This window comes from Streptomyces sp. NPDC059002 (genome assembly GCF_042740435.1).
In the GTDB taxonomy this organism is placed as follows: domain Bacteria; phylum Actinomycetota; class Actinomycetes; order Streptomycetales; family Streptomycetaceae; genus Streptomyces.
Genome location: NZ_JBHYJI010000001.1, coordinates 450,101 through 469,100, shown reverse-complemented (window position 1 = coordinate 469,100; position 19,000 = coordinate 450,101). Strand labels below are relative to the sequence as shown.

Annotated in this window: 17 protein-coding genes and 1 pseudogene; 17 read left to right on the top strand and 1 reads right to left on the bottom strand. The window is 72.6% G+C overall.

What is annotated here, in order from left to right; translation table 11 throughout:
- The 16 genes and pseudogenes from ACFWZ2_RS01980 to ACFWZ2_RS01905 all read left to right on the top strand — a co-directional run.
- Nucleotides 1-446, top strand: a pseudogene (locus ACFWZ2_RS01980) (urease subunit alpha); the annotation flags it as partial.
- Nucleotides 447-500: 54 nt separating this feature from the next.
- On the top strand, nucleotides 501-1,514 hold the full coding sequence (locus ACFWZ2_RS01975; protein WP_384540316.1) for an agmatine/peptidylarginine deiminase: 1,014 nt from the start codon (nucleotides 501-503) through the stop codon (nucleotides 1,512-1,514).
- Between the two features lie 19 nt (nucleotides 1,515-1,533).
- Nucleotides 1,534-3,186 carry an ABC transporter substrate-binding protein gene (locus ACFWZ2_RS01970; protein ID WP_384540313.1) on the top strand — a complete coding sequence of 551 codons (1,653 nt, stop codon included), beginning with the start codon at nucleotides 1,534-1,536 and terminating at the stop codon, nucleotides 3,184-3,186.
- Nucleotides 3,183-4,142 carry an ABC transporter permease gene (locus tag ACFWZ2_RS01965; protein ID WP_384540310.1) on the top strand — a complete coding sequence of 320 codons (960 nt, stop codon included), beginning with the start codon at nucleotides 3,183-3,185 and terminating at the stop codon, nucleotides 4,140-4,142. The genes ACFWZ2_RS01970 and ACFWZ2_RS01965 overlap by 4 nt, the downstream gene beginning before the upstream one ends.
- Entirely contained in the window at nucleotides 4,139-4,993 is an 855-nt protein-coding gene (locus tag ACFWZ2_RS01960) for an ABC transporter permease (RefSeq protein ID WP_384540308.1), read from the top strand. Before ACFWZ2_RS01965 ends, ACFWZ2_RS01960 begins: the two co-directional genes overlap by 4 nt.
- Nucleotides 4,990-5,988: an ABC transporter ATP-binding protein gene (locus ACFWZ2_RS01955; RefSeq protein WP_384540305.1), complete on the top strand. Its 999-nt coding sequence runs from the start codon at nucleotides 4,990-4,992 to the stop codon at nucleotides 5,986-5,988. The genes ACFWZ2_RS01960 and ACFWZ2_RS01955 overlap by 4 nt, the downstream gene beginning before the upstream one ends.
- Nucleotides 5,981-6,796, top strand: a complete 816-nt coding sequence (locus ACFWZ2_RS01950) for an ABC transporter ATP-binding protein (RefSeq protein ID WP_384540302.1) — start codon at nucleotides 5,981-5,983, stop codon at nucleotides 6,794-6,796. The genes ACFWZ2_RS01955 and ACFWZ2_RS01950 overlap by 8 nt, the downstream gene beginning before the upstream one ends.
- Nucleotides 6,797-6,832: 36 nt before the next feature.
- Nucleotides 6,833-7,993 (top strand): agmatine/peptidylarginine deiminase, encoded by a 1,161-nt coding sequence (locus ACFWZ2_RS01945; RefSeq protein ID WP_384540299.1) that lies wholly within the window; start codon nucleotides 6,833-6,835, stop codon nucleotides 7,991-7,993.
- A 66-nt stretch (nucleotides 7,994-8,059) separates the two neighbouring features.
- Nucleotides 8,060-8,893, top strand: a complete 834-nt coding sequence (locus ACFWZ2_RS01940; protein WP_384540297.1) for a M55 family metallopeptidase — start codon at nucleotides 8,060-8,062, stop codon at nucleotides 8,891-8,893.
- The gene (locus ACFWZ2_RS01935; protein WP_384540294.1) at nucleotides 8,886-10,256 is read left to right on the top strand and encodes a M20/M25/M40 family metallo-hydrolase; all 1,371 of its coding nucleotides are present in this window, start codon (nucleotides 8,886-8,888) and stop codon (nucleotides 10,254-10,256) included. The genes ACFWZ2_RS01940 and ACFWZ2_RS01935 overlap by 8 nt, the downstream gene beginning before the upstream one ends.
- A 26-nt stretch (nucleotides 10,257-10,282) precedes the next feature.
- On the top strand, nucleotides 10,283-12,268 hold the full coding sequence (locus ACFWZ2_RS01930) for a prolyl oligopeptidase family serine peptidase (RefSeq protein WP_384540372.1): 1,986 nt from the start codon (nucleotides 10,283-10,285) through the stop codon (nucleotides 12,266-12,268).
- Nucleotides 12,265-13,209: an LD-carboxypeptidase gene (locus ACFWZ2_RS01925; RefSeq protein WP_384540291.1), complete on the top strand. Its 945-nt coding sequence runs from the start codon at nucleotides 12,265-12,267 to the stop codon at nucleotides 13,207-13,209. Before ACFWZ2_RS01930 ends, ACFWZ2_RS01925 begins: the two co-directional genes overlap by 4 nt.
- Before the next feature lie 199 nt (nucleotides 13,210-13,408).
- Nucleotides 13,409-15,172, top strand: coding sequence for a CocE/NonD family hydrolase (locus tag ACFWZ2_RS01920; RefSeq protein ID WP_384540289.1), 1,764 nt, complete (start codon nucleotides 13,409-13,411; stop codon nucleotides 15,170-15,172).
- Between the two features lie 121 nt (nucleotides 15,173-15,293).
- Nucleotides 15,294-15,539: a DUF1049 domain-containing protein gene (locus tag ACFWZ2_RS01915; protein ID WP_384540286.1), complete on the top strand. Its 246-nt coding sequence runs from the start codon at nucleotides 15,294-15,296 to the stop codon at nucleotides 15,537-15,539.
- Entirely contained in the window at nucleotides 15,536-15,862 is a 327-nt protein-coding gene (locus ACFWZ2_RS01910; protein WP_384540283.1) for a hypothetical protein, read from the top strand. The genes ACFWZ2_RS01915 and ACFWZ2_RS01910 overlap by 4 nt, the downstream gene beginning before the upstream one ends.
- A gap of 50 nt (nucleotides 15,863-15,912) precedes the next feature.
- Nucleotides 15,913-16,479, top strand: a complete 567-nt coding sequence (locus ACFWZ2_RS01905; RefSeq protein WP_384540281.1) for a GNAT family N-acetyltransferase — start codon at nucleotides 15,913-15,915, stop codon at nucleotides 16,477-16,479.
- Here ACFWZ2_RS01905 and ACFWZ2_RS01900 read toward each other — a convergent pair.
- A complete protein-coding gene (locus tag ACFWZ2_RS01900; RefSeq protein WP_384540279.1) occupies nucleotides 16,454-16,795 on the bottom strand; it encodes a DUF6204 family protein in 342 nt (113 codons plus the stop codon). The genes ACFWZ2_RS01905 and ACFWZ2_RS01900 overlap by 26 nt on opposite strands.
- Before the next feature lie 157 nt (nucleotides 16,796-16,952).
- Between ACFWZ2_RS01900 and ACFWZ2_RS01895 the strand changes: the two genes are divergently transcribed.
- Nucleotides 16,953-18,935, top strand: coding sequence for a DUF5107 domain-containing protein (locus ACFWZ2_RS01895; protein ID WP_384540277.1), 1,983 nt, complete (start codon nucleotides 16,953-16,955; stop codon nucleotides 18,933-18,935).
- Nucleotides 18,936-19,000: the final 65 nt, after the last annotated feature.

The following is a 19,000-nucleotide window of genomic DNA, read 5'->3' as shown; positions in this document are numbered from 1 at the left end:
CCATCGAGATCGGCAAGCTCGCCGACATCGTGCTCTGGCGGCCCGAGTTCTTCGGGGCGAAACCGCAGATGGTCCTCAAGTCCGGCTTCCCGGCGTACGGCGTCACCGGGGACCCCAATGCCGCCAACGACAGCTGTGAACCCTTGGTCCTCGGGCCGCTGTTCGGGGCGCACGGTGCGACGCCCGCGGATCTCTCCGTGGCCTTCGTCAGCCGGGCCGCGGCCGAATCGGGCTCCTTCGGCAGGCCGTACGACGCGATGGCCACCCGGCGCCGCCGCGTCGCCGTGCGCGGCACACGGGGCATCGGCCCCGCGGACCTGGTCGGCAACGACCGCATCGGCGACGTCCAGGTCGACGCGCGCACCGGCCTCGTCACGCTCGACGGCGCACCCCTGCGCTCCGAACCCGCGCAGGAAGTCGCCCTCGGGCGCCTCTACTTCCTGTGACCCGACAGCCTCACCCGTAACCCTCAGCCCCTCCGGCAAGAAGAGAGACACCCGATGACCGCGTTCCGTATGCCCGCCGAATGGTCCGAGCACGAGGGCTGCCTGATGGCCTGGCCCACCCGAGTCGACCTGTGGGACAGCGTGCTCGAGCAGGTGAAGGGCGAGTACGCGCAAGTGGCCCGCGCCATAGCGGAGTTCGAGCCCGTCACCATGGTCGCGCCGCCCGGCCACGGCGACGAGGCCCGCACGTGGTGCGGCGACGGCGTCACCGTCGTCGAACTGCCCCTGGACGACTCGTGGTTCCGCGACTCGGCCCCGCTGTTCGTGCTCGACGGGGACGGCCGCCGCGCGGGCGTCGACTTCCGTTTCAACGCCTGGGGCCGCAAGCACCACCCGTACGACGCCGACGACCGTGTCAGCGGCCTGCTGCTCGATCGCCTCGGCATCGAGCGCATCCCCTCCGGCATGATCCTGGAGGGCGGGGCGATCACGGTCGACGGCGAGGGCACGCTGATCACGACCGAGCAGTGCCTCCTGCACCCCAATCGCAACCCGGACATGGACCGGGCAGCCATCGAGGCCGAACTGAAGGCGCAGCTCGGCGTCACCAAGGTCATCTGGCTGCCGTACGGCGGGCTGCTCGACACCGAGACGGACGGGCATGTCGACGGCGTCTGCGCGTTCGCGGCGCCCGGCAAGGTCGTCGTCTCGCTGCCCGAGGACCCGGCCCACCCCGACCACGCCCGGATGCGCGCCAACCGCGCCGTCCTGGAGGTCAGTACGGATGCCAAGGGCAGGCCCCTGGAGATCGTCGACGTCCCGCAGACCGTGTGCGTCGACGTGGCGGGCGGCGAGGTCGAGGTGTCGTACCTCAACTACTACGTGGCGAACGGCGGCGTGGTCGTCCCGGTGGCCGGGCTGCCCGTCGACGAGGAGGCCCTCGCGGTGATCGCGTCGGCGTACCCGGGCCGCAAGGTCGTCGGCGTGCGGGCGGCCGCCGTCGCGTACGGCGGCGGGGGAGTGCACTGCATCACCCAGCAGGTGCCCGCCGCCCGCCCCGGCGCGTGACGTCCGGATGAGCGCCGTCATGACCACTCCGTCCCCGTACCGTGCCGCGAGACGCGGCAGGCGCCGGAGGTTCGCCGCCGCGGCCGCCGCCCTGACGTCGCTCGCCGCGCTCGCGGCCTGCGCGGGCCCGCCGCGGAACGCCTCCGGCATCGACTTCCACCTGTCGGCGACCACCCCGCGGGCCAAGGGCGACATCGACTCGTTCACCTGGGCCCTCTATGCCGAACCGCCCACGCTCGACTACACGGTGGCGTTCGACTACCCGCAGAACATGGTCCTCTCCAACGTGTGCGAGAGCCTCATGCGCTGGACGCCGCGGCTCACCACCGAGCCGGGCCTGGCCCGCGGGGCCTCGCACCCCGACCCCACCACCTGGGTCTACGACCTGCGCGAGGGAGTGCGCTTCCACAACGGCGGGACGATGACCGCCGACGACGTGGTGTTCAGCCTCGACCGGCAGCGCGACCCGGACAACGCCGCCGCCTGGGCGCAGATCTTCCAGAACGTCACCTCCGTCAAGAAGACGGGACCGCTCCAGGTCACCGTGCGGCTCAAGAAGCCCGACTCCCAGTTCCCGCAGTACATGGCGACCGCCGCCGGAGCGGTGGCCTCCAAGGACGGCGTCGAGGCGGCCGGCAAGGACTACGGAACCTCGGGCGGCCTCGCCTGCACAGGCCCCTTCGAACTCGGCGCCTGGCACAAGGGCCAGTCCATCGAACTCGACCGCTTCGACGGCTACTGGGGGCGGCGGGCCAAGTCGGGCAAGGTGGTCTTCCGCTTCCTGCCCGACGCGTCGGCACGGACCAACGCCCTGCTGAGCGGCGAGGCCGACGGCAGCTATCTGATCCCGACCGAGAGCTATGCCCGGCTGCGCGGCAGCGGCGTCGGCAGGCTCTCCTTCGGCGAGGGCCTGAGCACCGTCAACGTCGCCATCACGAACATGCGGGGCGCGCTCGGCGACCTGCGTGTACGGCGCGCCCTTTCGCTGGCCCTCGACCGCTCCGGCTTCGTCCAGGTCGGGCTCGGCGGCGCGGGCACCCCCACCGGCGCGTTCACCACCCGGGCCGCCTGGGCGGACGCATCGGAGGGCACCAAGAAGCGGGCCTTCGCGGGGCTTCGGCCCGGCGCACCCGACATCGCCCGGGCCAAGGCGCTGGTCAAGAAGGCCGGGGCCACCGGCAAGTCCCTGACCATCGCGACGAGTTCCGTCGGCCAGGACGTCTCGCTCCTCGCCACCGCCGTCCAGGCCGCGGGAACCCGGATCGGCCTGGACATCCGGCTCAAGTCCATCGCGCCGAACGCCTTCACCGCGCTGTTCACCGACCCGGGCGCGCGCAAGGGCATCGACATGTTCCCGCTGACGTACTACGACTCGATCACCGATCCGCTGGACCTCTTGATGAACTTCAAGACCGGCTCCTATCTGAACTTCGCCGGGCACAGCGACAAGAAGTACGACGCGCTCGTCGACCGGGCCAGTGCGCTCGACGACCCGCGGCGGCGCCTCGCCATCGAGGCGGGCCTCCACCGGCGGGCCGCGCGGGACCTGCCGTGGATCCCCGTGGCCGAGTGGCCCACCGCCGTCTTCCTCAACAAGAGGATCACCGGGGCGCCCACGACGATCTCGTACATGTACCAGCCGTGGGCCGCCGGAGTGGGGGCCGCGGGATGACCTTCGTCGGATTCGCGGTGCGGCGGGTGGGCGAGATGGCCGCCACGCTGTTCGCGGCGTCGTTCGTGGTCTTCGGCGCGATGTATCTGGCGCCGGGCAGCCCGGCGAGCTTCCTGCTCTCCGGCCGCTCGGCGTCGCCGGAGGCCGTCGCGGCGGTCAACTCCCAGTACCACCTGGACGATCCGTTCGCCGTACGGTACTTCGCCTGGCTCGGCAACGTCCTGCGGGGCGACTTCGGGCGGTCCATCACCTACCGCACCGACGTGTCCCGTCTCCTTGCCGACCGGCTCCCCACCACGCTGCTGCTCATCGCGATGGCGCTGACCGTGGTCGTGCTCGCCGGTCTGTTCCTGGGCAGGCTGGCCGCCGTGCGCGGCGGGCCCACCGACTCCGCCGTCCTGGTCGCCACGACGTTCGCCGTCGGCACGCCCTCCTTCGTCGCCGCCGTGCTGCTGCAGGGCCTGTTCGCCGTGCGCCTCGGCTGGTTCCCCAGCGGCGGCTCGGGCGACGGGTTCGCCGACATGGTCCTGCATCTGACGCTGCCCGCCGTCGCGCTCGCCCTCTATCTGATCGGCATGCTCGCCCGGGTCACCCGCTCGGCGATGCTCGACGCGCTCGACAGCGAACACGTCACCGTGGCCCGCAGCAGGGGCGTGCCCGAACGGCAGGTGATCCGCCGCCATGTGTTCCGCAACGCGCTCGGCACCGTCCTGACCACCGGAGGACTCGTCGTCTCCACGCTCCTGGTCTGCACGATCCTCGTCGAGACCGCGTTCAGCGTCGGCGGCATCGGCCAGCTCCTCGAACTCTCCACCACCACCAAGGACTTCCCGACCGTCCAGGCCATCGCGCTGATCATCGTGGCCCTGTTCATGGCCGTGAACCTTGTCGTCGACCTGCTCCTGCCGCTGGTCGACCCGCGGCTCACGCTCGGCTCCAGGGGGTCCGCCGCATGACCGCCGTCCTCACCCGCCGCCCCGGCCTTGCCAGGATCCGCGCCGCGGGCTCACCGCTCCATCTGATCTGCCTGGCCCTCGTGCTGCTCGTCGTCACCGCCGCGCTGCTCGCCCCCTGGGTGGCGCCGCACGACCCCAACGCCGTCGACCTGGGCAGCGCGCTGGCGGGCACCTCCGCCGACCATCCGCTCGGCGTGGACGCCGCGGGCCGCGACACCCTCTCCCGGCTGCTGCTCGGCGCACGGACCTCGCTGCTCGGACCGCTCGGGGTGGTCGTCTTCGCCACCCTGGCCGGGGTCGCCGTCGGCACCGCCGCCGCGTGGCGGGGCGGCTGGCTGGACTCCGTGCTCTCCCGCAGCACCGAACTGGTCTTCGCCTTCCCGGGCATGCTGCTCGCGATCCTCATCATCTCGGTGTACGGAGAAGGCCTGCTCGCCCCGGTGATCGCCCTCGCCGTCGCCTATCTGCCCTACGTCAGCCGCCTCACCCGCTCCCTGGTCCTCGCCGAACGGGCCCGCCCCTACGTCAGCGCCTATCAAGTCCAAGGCCACTCGGCGGCACAGATCTGCCTGCGCCACGTCCTGCCCAACATCGCCCCCGTCGTCCTCGCCCAGGCCACCATCAACTTCGGCTACGCGCTGATGGATCTCGCCGGACTCTCCTTCCTCGGCCTCGGCGTGCCCCCGCTCACCCCCGACTGGGGCCGCATGGTCTTCGACGGCCAGACCGCGATCCAGCACGGCTATCCGCTGTCCGCGATCCTGCCCTGCGTCCTCATCGTGCTGACCGTGGTCGCGTTCAACGTGGTCGGCGAACGCTGGGCCGACCGCGTCGCAGGGAGAGACCGATGAACCCACACTCCACCCCGGGCGGCACGCCCGCCGCACTCGACATCCAAGGCCTGCGCATCACCCTGCCGGGCACGGCACGCCCCGTACTCGACGGCGTCGACCTCACCGTCGCCGCGGGCGAGACCGTCTCCCTCGTCGGCGAGTCCGGCTCGGGCAAGACCCTCACCTCACGCAGCGCGCTGCGCCTGCTGCCGGCCGGCGCCACCACCGAGGGGACCGTACGCGTCGACGGCACCGACGTGCTCACCGCCGACGCCGACCGGCTGCGCGCCCTGCGCACCGGCACGGTCGCCATGGTCTTCCAGGACCCGCGCGCCGCCCTCAACCCCCTGCGCCGCATCGGCGACTTCCTCACCGAGAGCGTCCGTACGACATCCCGCGCGGACACGAGGGCCCGCGCCGCCGAACTCCTGGGCGCGGTCGGCCTGGACGCGGCCGTCCTGCGCAAGTACCCCGGCCACGTCTCCGGCGGCATGCTGCAACGCGTCATGATCGCCGCGGCCCTCATGGGCGATCCCGCCCTGCTGCTCGCCGACGAACCCACCACCGCCCTGGACGTCACCACGCAGGCCGAGGTCGTCGCCCTCATCGGCCGTCTGCGCGAACGCTTCGGCACCGCCCTGCTGTTCGTCACCCACGACCTCGACCTGGCCGCGGCCATCAGCGACCGCGTGTACGTCATGTACGCGGGCCGGATCGCCGAACACGGCCCCGCGAAGGCCCTCTTCGACCGCCCGAGGCACCCCTACACGGCGGCCCTGCTGGCCTCCACGCCCCGGCTCGACACGGCGGGGGAGCGGCTCAAGGCCATCGAGGGCCGACCGCCCGACCTGCGCACGGCCCTGACCGGCTGCGCCTTCGCCGCCCGCTGCCCGATCGCCACCGAGGTGTGCGACGAACGGGCGCCACGGCAACGGCCCGCACCGGGACGGCCGGACCACCACGCCGCCTGCCACCACAGCGACCGGCTCGAAGGGAGCACCGCCGATGGCTGAGCCCACGGACCCCGGCGTCCTTGAAGTGCGCGGCCTGCGGCGCGGCTTCGGCGCGGTCCAGGCCGTGGACGACGTGTCCTTCACGGTGCCCGAGGGCGGCTCCCTCGGCATCGTCGGGGAATCCGGCTCCGGCAAGACCACGACGGCCCGGATCATCGTCGGCCTGGAACGCGCCGACGCGGGCGACATCCGCGTACGCGGCAGGCTCCGCGCCCCCCGCGTCCGCGGCCGCGCCCAACGCCTGGCCAGGGCCCGCGAGGTGCAGATGGTCTTCCAGGACCCCTACCTCTCCCTCGACCCGCGCACGAGCGTCGGGACGGTGCTGCGCGAAACGCTGCGCCTGCACTTCCCGCGCACCGACCACACCCGGCGGGTGCGGGAACTCCTCGACCAGGTCGGCCTCGGCACCCGCGCCGCCGACGCGCTGCCCCGCCAGCTCTCCGGCGGACAGCGCCAGCGCGTGGCCATCGCGCGGGCGCTCGCCGTGCAGCCCGCGGTGCTCGTCCTGGACGAGGCGGTCGCCGCGCTCGACGTGTCGGTGCAGGCGCAGATCCTCAACCTGCTGGCCGACATCCGCGAACGCACGCCCATCGGCTACCTCTTCATCACCCACGACCTCGGCGTCGTCCGGCACGTCACGGACGACGTGATCGTGATGCGCCACGGCGCCGTCGTCGAGGCGGGCGGCACGGCGGCCGTCCTCTCCGCCCCCCGACACCCGTACACCCGGCTGCTCCTGGACTCCGTCCCGCACCCGGGCTGGGACCCCGAGCACATCGCCGCGGCCCGCAGGGCCCTGACCGACTGAAGTCCGACCGGACACCCGGCACCCAAGGAGGCACACGTGAACGACCAACCCGTACGCAGGCACAAGAGGCCGTCCCCGAGCAGGCGCACGTTCCTGACGGCGGCCGCGGTCGCCGCGACCGGCGCGGCCCTGGGGGCCGCCGAAGGCTGGGCCGGTCCCTTGCGGGGGCGGCGCGGGGCCGGCCGCGCGGGCTCCTTCGCGGTCCCCGCCGAGGACGTCCGCCACACCAGGACCTGGATGACCTGGCCGGACAGCTCCACGATCTGGGGCGGTCAACTGGGCGGCGTCCAGGCGGACATCGCCCTCATCGCACGGACGGTCGCCCGGTACGAGCCCGTCGTCCTGTGCGCCAACCCGGCGAGCGCCGCCAAGGCGCGCTCGATGTGCGGGAGTTCCGTCGAGGTCGTCACGGACATCCCGGTGGACGACTGCTGGACGCGCGACACGGGACCGGTGTTCCGCACCGACGGCGCGGGCGGCCTCGACGCGGTCGGGCTGCACTTCAACGGCTGGGGCGGCAAGCAGACCCACGCCAGGGACGCCCGCGTCGCCGAGCGGATCGCCGCCCGCGCCGGGGTGCCGTTCACCGGCGCGGACCTGGTCGGTGAGGGCGGCGCGATCGAACAGGACGGCGCGGGCACGCTGATGGCCACGCGGAGCAGCATCGTCAACGGCAACCGCAACCCCGGCAGGTCCGAGGCCCAGTTGACCGACGCGATGTGCGCGGCGTACGGCGCCGACAAGGTCATCTGGTTCGACGGCGTGTACGGCCAGGACATCACCGACGACCACGTCGACGCCACGTCCCGCTTCCTCGCGCCGGGCCGGGCGCTCGTCCAGTGGCCCCTGGAGACGGACGACGACGCGTACGCCAAGGACGCCCGCCAGCAGTACCGGGTCCTCTCCGACGCCACGACCGCCGCGGGCGACCCGATCGAGGCGGCCAAGCTGCAGGGCCCCGACTACGACAAGATCCGCTCCCGCGACCCGCAGTTCCTCGCCTCCTACGCCAACTACTACCTGTGCAACGGCGCGGTGATCTGCGCGCACTTCGGCGACACCGCGGCCGACAGGGCGGCGAAGGCGGCGCTGGCCGGGCTGTATCCGGGCCGTTCCGTCGAACAGCTCGACATCGACCGGCTCGGTGCGGGCGGCGGCGGAATCCACTGCGTCACCCAGCAGCAGCCCGCTCCCTGACACCGTGGACATTGACAGGAGTGTGGTCTAGGCCGCGGAGTTCCTCACCGCGTAACGTGGCGCGGCATGAAGATCCTCATCAGCGCCGACATGGAGGGCGCCACGGGAGTGACCTGGCCGGCCGACGTGCTGCCGGGCACCGCTCAGTGGGAGCGGTGCCGGTCGATGTTCACCTCGGACGTCAACGCCGCCGTGCTCGGTTTCTTCGACGGCGGCGCCGACGAGGTGCTCATCAATGAGGCGCACTGGACCATGCGCAATCTGCTCCTCGAAGAACTGGACGGGCGGGCCGAGATGCTCACCGGACGGCACAAGTCGCTCTCCATGGTCGAGGGCGTGCAGCACGGCGACGTGGACGGCATCGCGTTCATCGGCTACCACGCGGGCGCCGGGATGGAAGGCGTCCTCGCGCACACCTATCTCGCCAACCAGATCACCGGCGTCTGGCTCGACGGGGTGCGCGCGAGCGAGGGCCTCCTGAACGCGCATGTCGTCGCCGAGTACGGCGTCCCCGTGGTGCTCGTCACCGGCGACGACCTGGCCTGCGAGGACGCGCTCGGCTATGCGCCCGGCGCGCTGAAGGTCGCCGTCAAGGACCACGTCTCGCGGTACGCGGCCATCTGCCGCACCCCGGCCCGCACCGCCGCCGACATCAGGGCCGCGGCGAAGGAGGCCGCGGCGCTCGCCGGGCGCACGGCCCCGGTGGCCGAGGGCCCGTTCACCGTGGAGGTCGAGTTCGACGCCGAGCATCTGTCGATGGCGGCCACCGTGGTGCCCGGCGTGCGCCGTACGGGGGAGCGCAGGGTCGCGTACGACAGCGAGACGATGTACGAGGGGATCCGTACCTTCAAGGCGGTTACGACGATCGCCTCTGCCGCCGTGGAGGAACAGTATGGCTGACCGGGGTCAGGAGCAGGGCAACGAGCAGGACCAGGAGCACGACCGCCCGGTGGACGCCCGGGCCCTCGACGAGGTCGTGACCTTCACCTCCGAGCTCATCCGCATCGACACCACCAACCGCGGCGGCGGCGACTGCCGCGAACGGCCCGCCGCCGAGTACGCCGCGGAGCGGCTCGCCGACGCGGGCCTCGAACCCACCCTCCTGGAGCGCTCCCCGGGACGGACCAACGTCGTCGCCCGCATCGAGGGCACCGACCCGTCGGCCGACGCGCTGCTCGTCCACGGCCACCTGGACGTGGTGCCCGCCGAGGCCGCCGACTGGAGCGTGGACCCCTTCTCCGGGGAGGTCCGCGACGGCGTCGTCTGGGGCCGCGGCGCGATCGACATGAAGAACATGGACGCGATGATCCTGTCCGTCGTGCGCGGCTGGGCGCGCGCCGGGGTGCGGCCGCGCCGGGACATCGTGATCGCCTTCACCGCCGACGAGGAGGCCAGCGCCGTCGACGGCTCCGGATTCCTCGCCGACCGGCACGCCTCGCTCTTCGAGGGCTGCACGGAAGGCATCAGCGAGTCGGGGGCGTTCACCTTCCACGACGGCAGGGGCAACCAGATCTACCCGATCGCGGCGGGCGAGCGCGGCACGGGCTGGCTCAAACTCACCGCACGCGGCAGGGCGGGCCACGGCTCCAAGGTCAACCGCGCCAACGCGGTGAGCAGGCTGGCCGCCGCCGTCACCCGCATCGGGGAGCACCACTGGCCGGTGCGGCTCACCCCGACCGTGCGGGCCGCGCTCGTCGAACTCGCCACGCTGTACGGCCTGGAGACCGACCCCGAGGCGCCCGGGTTCGACGTCGACGCGCTGCTGGAGAAGCTCGGCCCGACCGCCGACCTGGTCGAGCCGACCGTCCGCAACAGCGCCAACCCGACGATGCTGCAGTCGGGTTACAAGGTGAATGTGGTTCCCGGGGAAGCCGTGGCCTACGTCGACGGCCGCTTTCTGCCCGGCGGCGAGGAAGAGTTCCGCCGCACGCTTGACCGGCTCACGGGCCCTGACGTCGACTGGGAGTTCCACCACCTCGAGGTGGCGCTGCAGGCGCCGGTCGACTCGCCGACGTACGCGAAACTGCGCGCGGCCGTCGAGGAGTTCGCGCCCGAGGGCCATGTCGTGCCGTACTGCATGTCGGGCGGCACGGACGCCAAGCAGTTCTCGCGGCTCGGCATCACCGGCTACGGCTTCTCGCCGCTGAGGACACCGGAGGGCTTCGACTACCAGGCGCTCTTCCACGGAGTCGACGAATGCGTGCCCGTCGACGCACTGCACTTCGGTGTCCGTGTCCTCGACCGCTATCTGCGCACGGCCTAGGAAAAATGGGGGAAGTAAAGGACATGATGCAGACCCGGGCGTACGGATCATGGCCGTCACCGATCGACGCCGAGCTCGCCGCCACCCACGACGGCGCCCCGGGCTTCGCGGGCTTCGTCGGTGCCGAGGCGTGGTGGACCGAGCCGCGGCCCGTCGAGGCGGGACGGCGCGCGCTGGTGCGGCGGCTGACCGACGGGACGGAGCAGTCGGTGCTGCCCGCCCCGTGGAACGTGCGCAGCAGGGTCGTCGAGTACGGCGGCAGGCCCTGGACCGGCATCGAGCGCCCCGAGGGTCCGCTCGTGGTCTTCGTGAACTTCGCCGACCAGCGCCTGTACGCGTACGAGCCCGACACCCCGGGCGCCGGGCCGCGCCCCCTGACCCCGCTCTCCGCCGTGGGCGGCGGGCTGCGCTGGGCCGACCCGGTGCTGCGGCCCGAGCGGGGCGAAGTGTGGTGCGTCCTTGAGGAGTTCACCGGTGAAGCGCCCACCGATGTGCGCCGCGTCATCGCGGCCGTACCGCTCGACGGCTCGGCCGCCGACGACCGGGGCGCGGTGCGTGAACTCTCCGACGGGCGGCACCGGTTCGTCACCGGGCCGCGGGTCTCGCCCGACGGCACCCGGGTGGCCTGGCTCGCCTGGGACCACCCCCGGATGCCGTGGGACGGCACGGAGCTGATGCTCGCCGACGTGCGGGCGGACGGCGCCTTCGGCGCGGCGCGGGCGTTCGCGGGCGGCCCGGACGAGTCCGTCGCGCAGGTGGAGTGGGCGGCGGACGGGCGCCTGCTGTTCTCCAGCGACCGCACCGGCTGGTGGAACCTGTACCGGGCCGCCCCGGACGGCAGCACGCGCGCGGAGGCGCTCTGTCCGCGCCAGGAGGAGTTCGCGGGGCCGCTCTGGCAGGTCGGCCTCAGCTGGTTCGCACCGCTGGACAGCGGCCTGATCGCCGTCGTGCACGGCAAGGGCGCCACCGCGCTCGGCATACTCGACCCCGAGACGGGCGAGGTCGTCGACGCGGCGGGCCCCTGGACGGAGTGGGCGGCGGCCGTCGCCTCGCACGGATCCCGCGTGGTCGGCATCGCGGCGAGCCCGCGCAGCGCGTACGAAGTGGTGGAACTGGACACCTGCACCGGCCACGCCCGCGTGATCGGCGCCGCCCACGACGACCCGGTGGACCCCACGTACTACCCGGAACCGCAGATCCGCACCTTCGTGGGCCCCGCGGGACGCGAGATCCACGCGCACGTCTACCCGCCGCACCACCCCGGCCATGTCGCACCCGACGACGAGCTGCCGCCGTACGTGGTGTGGGCGCACGGCGGCCCCACCAGCCGCTCACCGCTCGTACTCGACCTGTCCATCGCCTACTTCACCTCGCGCGGCATCGGCGTCGCCGAGGTCAACTACGGCGGCTCGACCGGGTACGGGCGCGCCTACCGCAACCGGCTGCGCGAACAGTGGGGCATCGTCGACGTCGACGACTGCGCGGCCGTCGCGCTCGCCCTCGCCGACGAGGGCACCGCGGACCGCGGCAGGCTCGCGATCCGCGGCGGCAGTGCGGGCGGCTGGACCGCGGCGGCCTCGCTGACCAGCACCGACATCTACGCCTGCGGCACGATCAGCTACCCCGTGATCGACCTCACCGCGTTCGCGTCCGGCGAGACCCACGACTTCGAGTCGCGGTATCTGCACTCCATCGTCGGCCCGCTCGACGAGGTGCCCGGGCGGTACGCGGAGCGCTCGCCGACGGCGCAGGCCGACCGGATCACCACGCCGTTCCTGCTGCTTCAGGGCCTCGACGACGTGATCTGCCCGCCCGCGCAGTCCGAGCGGTTCCTCGCCAGGATCGAGGGGCGCGGCATCCCGCACGCCTACATCGCTTTCGATGGGGAGGGCCACGGCTTCCGCCGCGCCGACACCATGATCCGCGCCCTGGAGGCCGAACTCTCCCTCTACGCCCAGGTGTTCAGGATCGAGCTCGCGGGCCGCGTGCCGACCCTGGAGCTCGCCAAGTGAGAGAGCTCGTCCGGCCCGCGCGCCTCGTCCCCGGCGCGCGGGTCGCCGTCGTCGCACCCAGCGGTCCCGTCCCCGACGACGGCCTCCAGGCGGGCCTCGACATCCTGCGCGGCTGGGACCTCGACCCGGTCGTCATGCCCCATGTCCTGGACCGCCACCCGGAGTTCGACTACCTCGCGGGCACGGACGCCGGCCGGGCGCGGGACCTGGAGCGGGCCTGGTGCGACCCGTCGGTGTCCGCCGTGTTCTGCGCCCGGGGCGGGTACGGCGTGCAGCGGATGGTGGATCTCGTCGACTGGGCCGCGCTGCGCGAGGCGACACGGGCCACCGGGCCCAAGGTGTTCCTCGGCTACAGCGACATCACCTCGCTGCACGAGGCGTTCGCCACCCGGCTCGGCGTCGCCACGCTGCACGGTCCGATGACGAGCGTGCTCGACTTCCTCAAGAACGCCCGGGCGCAGGAGCACTTGCGGACGACGCTGTTCGCGCCGGAGGAGACCCGGGTGATCCGCGCCGCGTCGCCGCGCGCGACGACACTGGTCGGCGGCCGGGCGCGGGGCGTCACGCTCGGCGGCTGCGTCTCGCTGCTGGCCGCCGAACTCGGCACGCCGGGGGCCCGGGTGTCCGCGCGCGGGGGACTGCTGTGCCTGGAGGACATCGGCGAGGAGGCGTACCGGCTCGACCGGATCCTCACCCAACTCCTGCGCGCCCGCTGGCTGGACGGCGTCGCGGGGATAGCGCTCGGCTCGTGGCAGGAGTGCGGGCCGTACGACGAGGTGCGGGCGCTCTTCGCGGACCGGCTCGGCGGGCTCGGGGTGCCGGTGGTCGAGGAGTTCGGGTTCGGGCACTGCGAGGGGGCGCTGACGGTGCCCTTCGGGGTGGCGGGCGAACTCGACGCGGACGCGGGGACGTTGACGCTGGACGTGCCCGCGCTCGCCTGACGTGCTGCCCCGCGCGGGGGGCCGTCCCCAGGCCGTCCCCGTGCACGGCGCAGAAGCCTCCCGGCTTCACGGAATCTCCCGACAGAAACCGCTGTCACGGCCGTTGACCTCCGTATGACACGTGTCACAACATGACCTCGGCCGGCACTTACCGGCCAGTAGTCGCGATCCTTCGGCCGTCCTCAGCGTGGAGGTCCCCTTGTTCCGTCGCCGTGCCCTGTCCTTCGCCATCGGTGCGGCGCTCGCCGCACCGCTCGCTGTCGCCGCGCCCGCACCCGCGACGGGTCAATACACCGTCACCGCCCTGAAGTTCACCGTCCATACGGGCGGCAGGAGCTGCACGGTCGACGCCGATCTGTACCGGCCCGCGGGCGTCGACGCCGCGCACCCCGCGCCCGCCGTGCTCGCCACCAACGGATTCGGCGGCAGCAAGTCCGACGGCTCGACCGCCGCGATCGGCAAGGCCTTCGCCGAACGCGGCTACGTCGGGCTCGTCTACTCCGGCCTCGGCTTCGGCAAGTCGGGCTGTCTGATCACCCTCGACGACCCGGAGATCGACGGGAAGGCGGCCTCCGGGCTCCTCGACTTCCTCGGCGGCAAGCGCGCCGCCGAGGACGGCACCACGGCCGACTACGTCACCGCCGACGACGCGGGCGACCCCCGCGTCGGCATGATCGGCGGCTCGTACGGCGGGGCGATCCAGCTGGCGACCGCCGCCGTGGACCACCGGGTCGACGCCCTCGTACCGATGATCACCTGGCACGACCTCGCGTACTCGCTCGACCCGAACAACACCGCCGACCACGACGTGCCCGGTGCCGCCAAGTGGCAGTGGATGAACGGTTTCTACCTCATCGGCGAGGGCCAGCCGCTGCTCGTCCCGAGCCTCGACCCCTCCCGCATCAACCGCCTCGACTGCCTGCACTTCGCGACCCCCGCCTGCGAGACGGTCCGCACGCTCAACTCGGGCCGCTATCCGGCCGACAGGACGGAGGCCCTCCAGAAGTATGCGCGCGGCGTCTCCCCGGTCTCGTACCTGAGCAGGGTGAAGGCCCCCACCCTGCTCGTGCAGGGGCAGGCCGACACCCTCTTCAACCTCAACGAGGCCACGGCGACGTACAGGACGCTCACGGCGCAGGGCACCACGGCCAAGATGATCTGGCAGTCCTGGGGCCACAGCGGCGGCATGAACGACCCGGCGTCCGGCGAACTCAACCTCGGCGCGGGGAACTTGGAGACCTCCTACGTCGGCAAGCGCATCCTCGCCTGGTTCGACCGCTACCTCCAGGGCAACGAGGGCGTCGACACCGGGCCCGCCTTCGCCTACTACCGCGACTGGATCGACGACCCGGACGGCACCTACGCGACCGCGTCCAAGGTCCCCGCGCCCCGCCGCACGCTGTACCTCTCCGGCGACGGCAAGCTCGTCGACAACCGGAAGAAGGTGACGCGCGGCAGCCGCGAGTACCGCAACTGGCTGATCCCCACGAGCCATTCGGAGTCCTCGATCGCGGGCCTGATCGGCCTGCCCGACCCCGCGCCGCACGACACCAGGGGCACCTACCTCGACTGGACGACCGAGCCGCTCACCGACGCCATGGACGTGGTGGGCGCAGCGACGGCCCGGCTCAGGGTGGTCTCGCCGAAGACCGAGCGGGTGCAGCACTCCGGCGACGGCGCCGACAAGCTGGTCCTCTTCGCCAAGCTCTACGACGTCGCGCCCGACGGCGGGAAGACCCTGGTGCACCGGCTCGTCTCGCCGGTGCGGGTGCCGGACGTGACGAAGCCGTTCACCGTCACGCTGCCGGGCATCGTGCACCGCTACGAAAAGGGGCACAGGCTGCAGTTCGTGGTGGCGGCGAGCGACGGGGCGTACGGCGGGAACAGGGGCGTCAAGCCGGTCACGGTGACCAGCGCGCCCGAGGACACCGGCGTCCTGAAGCTGCCCGTCGTCGCCGACTGACGTCACCCGGACGGCCCACGGCCCCACCCCGGAGGCACACCCACCGTGCGCGAACCCGGCCCAGCTGCCCATGCTGGAGCCGGGGGAGGCCGGACGTACCTCCGACGGAAGGGTCCACATCATGAGCCCCAACACCTCCACGGGCGGCTCCAAGAGTGGCGGCTCCGGCAGCGGCCTTGTGACGCCCAGCAGGGTGGCCGTCGCCGCGATCGTCGTCCTCACCCTGGTCTTCATCTTCGAGAACACCCGCAGCACCAAGATCCGACTGCTGATCCCCGAAGTGACCCTGCCCCTGTGGATGGCTCTGCTCGGCACGGCTGTGATCGGTGCCCTGTGCGGGGCCTACTTCGTCAGGAGGCGCAAGTGAAGGTGTCAGTGAAGCCGCAGCTCAGACGCGCGGGTGTGGTCCTGGGCGGCGCGGCGGCCGCGACCTTGATGGCGGTCACCACGGCCGCCGCCGCGGGCCCGCCGATGCCGGACCTCAGAGGGCGGGGCCTGATGCACGTCTTCTCGACCGTGGACTACCGCACCCGCGTCGACGTGCACGACGCCAGCGGCTTCCACCGGCACGTCCTGTGGCCGCCGAGCTGGAAGGTGTGCACGCAGAGCCCGGCCGCGGGCAAGCAGCTCGACGGCGGGACGGTGACCGTCGGGGTCGTGAAGAACGGCGAGAAGTGCCCCAAGCAGTAGCCGCGCACACCCGGCGGGTGACCCCGGCGCCGAGCGGATAGCGTGGCCCGATGTCCGATCGCGCCCCTTATCTCGCCACCGGCCCCCACGTGGGCATACGCCACTTCACCCACGCGGACTCCGCCGAGTTCACCGCCCGTACGCGAGAGAGCCGGGACCTGCACAGGCCCTGGCTCTTTCCGCCGTCCGGGGACGACGCGTTCCGCGCGTACGCCTCGGTGCTCATCGAGGACCCGACCAAGGCCGGGTTCCTCGTGTGCGAGCGCGACAGCGGTGCCATCGGCGGATTCATCAACATCAACAACATCGTCCGGGGCGGCTTCCGCTGCGGGGCCCTGGGATACGGCGCGTTCGCGCACGCGGCGGGGCGCGGCCTGATGACCGAGGGGCTCGGTCTCGTCATGGAGTACGCCTTCGGGGCCCTGGACCTGCACCGCCTGGAGGCCAACATCCAGCCGGGCAACGCCGCGTCGATCGCGCTGGCCCGGCGCAGCGGCTTCCGCCTGGAGGGCTTCTCGCCGGACTTCCTCTTCATCGACGGGGCCTGGCGCGACCACGAACGGTGGGCGGTCACCGCGGACACGGCGAGGCTCAGCGGCGCGACGGCTTCCGGTTGATCTTCATGGTGTCCATGTCCGTCACCGTGGAGCGCAGGTCGCGGTAGCCGTGGCCGAGTCCGTCCAGGAGCTTCTCCGCCTGCTCCTCGGCGAGCGCGCCCGCCATCTCCTCGCCGTCCTCGGCGTCCGAGAGCACCACGAAGCGGTACGAGAAGTGCTTGAGCACACGGTCGTAGGTGAGGGAGCCCTCGGGCGTGAACCTCATCTGCGCCAGGCCGTGTTCCTCGACCTCGGCGAGCAGCGCGGCGCGCGACGCGTCCGTCAGACCGTCGAAGGTGCCCCGGACGATCACCCGGTAGGTGTGCTGCGTACCCATGTTCTCTGCTGCTCTTTCCCGCGCGGCGACGTGTCGAAGGCGCCAGCCTACGTCGCCGGGGACGCACCGCACCTGGAATATCGCCGCCGGTCCGCGGCGGCCTTTGCGCAATCCTGACCGGGAGAACCCCTGGTCGCCGCCCCGTCGAACGTGTTCCATGGTGATCGTGAAGACCACCGTGCGCCGTGACGTACTGACCCTGCCCGCCGCCCCGTTGGGTCCGGAGAACCCCCTGCCCGCGCTGCGGCCGCTCGACGAAGTGCAGACCCTGGACAGGCGCGACGGGCGCGCCAAGGAGGGGCTGCCGCGCGACATGGCGCGCCAGCTCGGGTACGAACCGCTGCGCGGCATCCTGCCCGTCAGGATCCTCGACGGGTACGGCCGCGAACGGACGAAGACGCGGATCGACACGCTCGTCATCGAGAACGACCGGCTGCGCGCCACCGTCCTGCCCGGCCACGGCGGCCGCGTGCACTCCCTCTTCCACAAGCCCACCGGACGCGAACTCCTCTACCGCAACCCGGTGTTGCAGCCCGCCGCCTTCGCGCTCAACGGTGCCTGGTTCTCCGGCGGCATCGAGTGGAACATCGGTGCCACCGGCCACACCACGCTGTCCTGCGCACCCCTGCACGCCGCCCGCGTGGCCGCGCCCGACGGCGGCGAGATGCTGCGCCTGTGGGAGTGGGAGCGGCTGCGCGACGTGCCCTTCCAGGTGGACCTGTGGCTGCCCGAAGGCTCCGACTTCCTGCACGTCGGCGTGCGGATCCGCAATCCGCACGAGAAGCCGGTGCCCGTGTACTGGTGGTCGAACATCGCCGTGCCCGAGGAGCGCAGGGTGCTCGCCCCCGCCGACGAGGCCTGGCGGTTCGCGTACACGGGCGGGCTGCGCAGGGTGCCGGTGCCCGAGTGCGACGGCGCGGACCGGACGTACCCGAAGCGCAGTGAATACCCCGCCGACTACTTCTACGACGTGCCCGACGCCGCCCGGCGCTGGATCGCCGCGCTCGACGCCGAAGGGCACGGCCTCGTGCAGACCTCGACGGACCTCCTGCGCGGCCGCAAGCTCTTCGTCTGGGGCTCGGGCACCGGCGGCCGGCGCTGGCAGGAGTGGCTCACCGAGCCCGGCACCGAAGGCTACGCCGAGATACAGGCGGGCCTCGCCCGCACCCAGCTCGAACACGTGCGCCTGGACGCCGGGAGCGAGTTCAGCTGGCTGGAGTCGTACGGCCCGCTGTCCGCGCGCGCCGACCTCGTGCACGGCGACTGGGCGGCCGCCCGCGGCGAGGCCGAGGCGCGGCTCGCCGAAGCCCTGCCGATGCAGGCCGTCGACGCCGCGTACGCACAGTGGCTGGCCTGCGCCGACACCGAACCGGGCGAGTCGCTCGCCACCGGCTCCGGCTGGGGCGCCCTCGAAGTCCTGCGCGCCGAGTACAAGGTGCCGGGCACGCCCTTCCCCGAGTCGACGCTGGGCCCCGAACAGGCGCCGTGGCTCGAACTGCTGCACAGCGGCGCGGTCCCCGAACCGCGCCGCGTCGCACCGCCCGGGCCGACGCTCGTCTCGCCGCACTGGCGGGACATGCTGGAGACCGCCCCCGCGCGCCCGCACGCCGAGTACCACCTCGGCATCGCGCAGTGGCACGCGGGCGACCGGGCGCAGGCCGTCCGCAGCTGGGAGCGCGGGCTCGAACTGGCCCCGTCCCGCTGGCCGTTGCTGCGCTGCCTCGCCGTCGCCGACCAGTCGGAGGGCAATGCCGAACGGGCCGCCGACCGCTATGCCGCCGCCTTCGACGACCTCTGCGAGGAGCGCAGGGACGACGGACCGCTGTGGACGTCGGCGACCGCGGCGCTCGGCAGGGAGGCGATCGCCGCGCTGCTCGCCGTACGACGGACGGAAGCGGCCCGCGCGGTCTGGGAGCGGCTGCACGACCGGACCCGGGCCGAAGGGAGGTTCCGCCTCACCGAGGCCCAACTGCTCTTCGCCGAGGGCGACATGGACGGTGTGCGGGCGGTCTTCGAGGCGGGCTTCGAGGCGGCCGACCTGCGGGAGGGCGCGGAGACCGTGGGCGAGCTGTGGGCCGCGGCGACCGGCGAGGAGATCCCGGCCAGGTACGACTTCCGGATGCGGCCGCCGGGGGAGTGAGAAACGCGGGCCCCGACGGCGGGTCGTGGTGCGACGCGCCGTCGGGGCCCACTCCGCAACCCCCG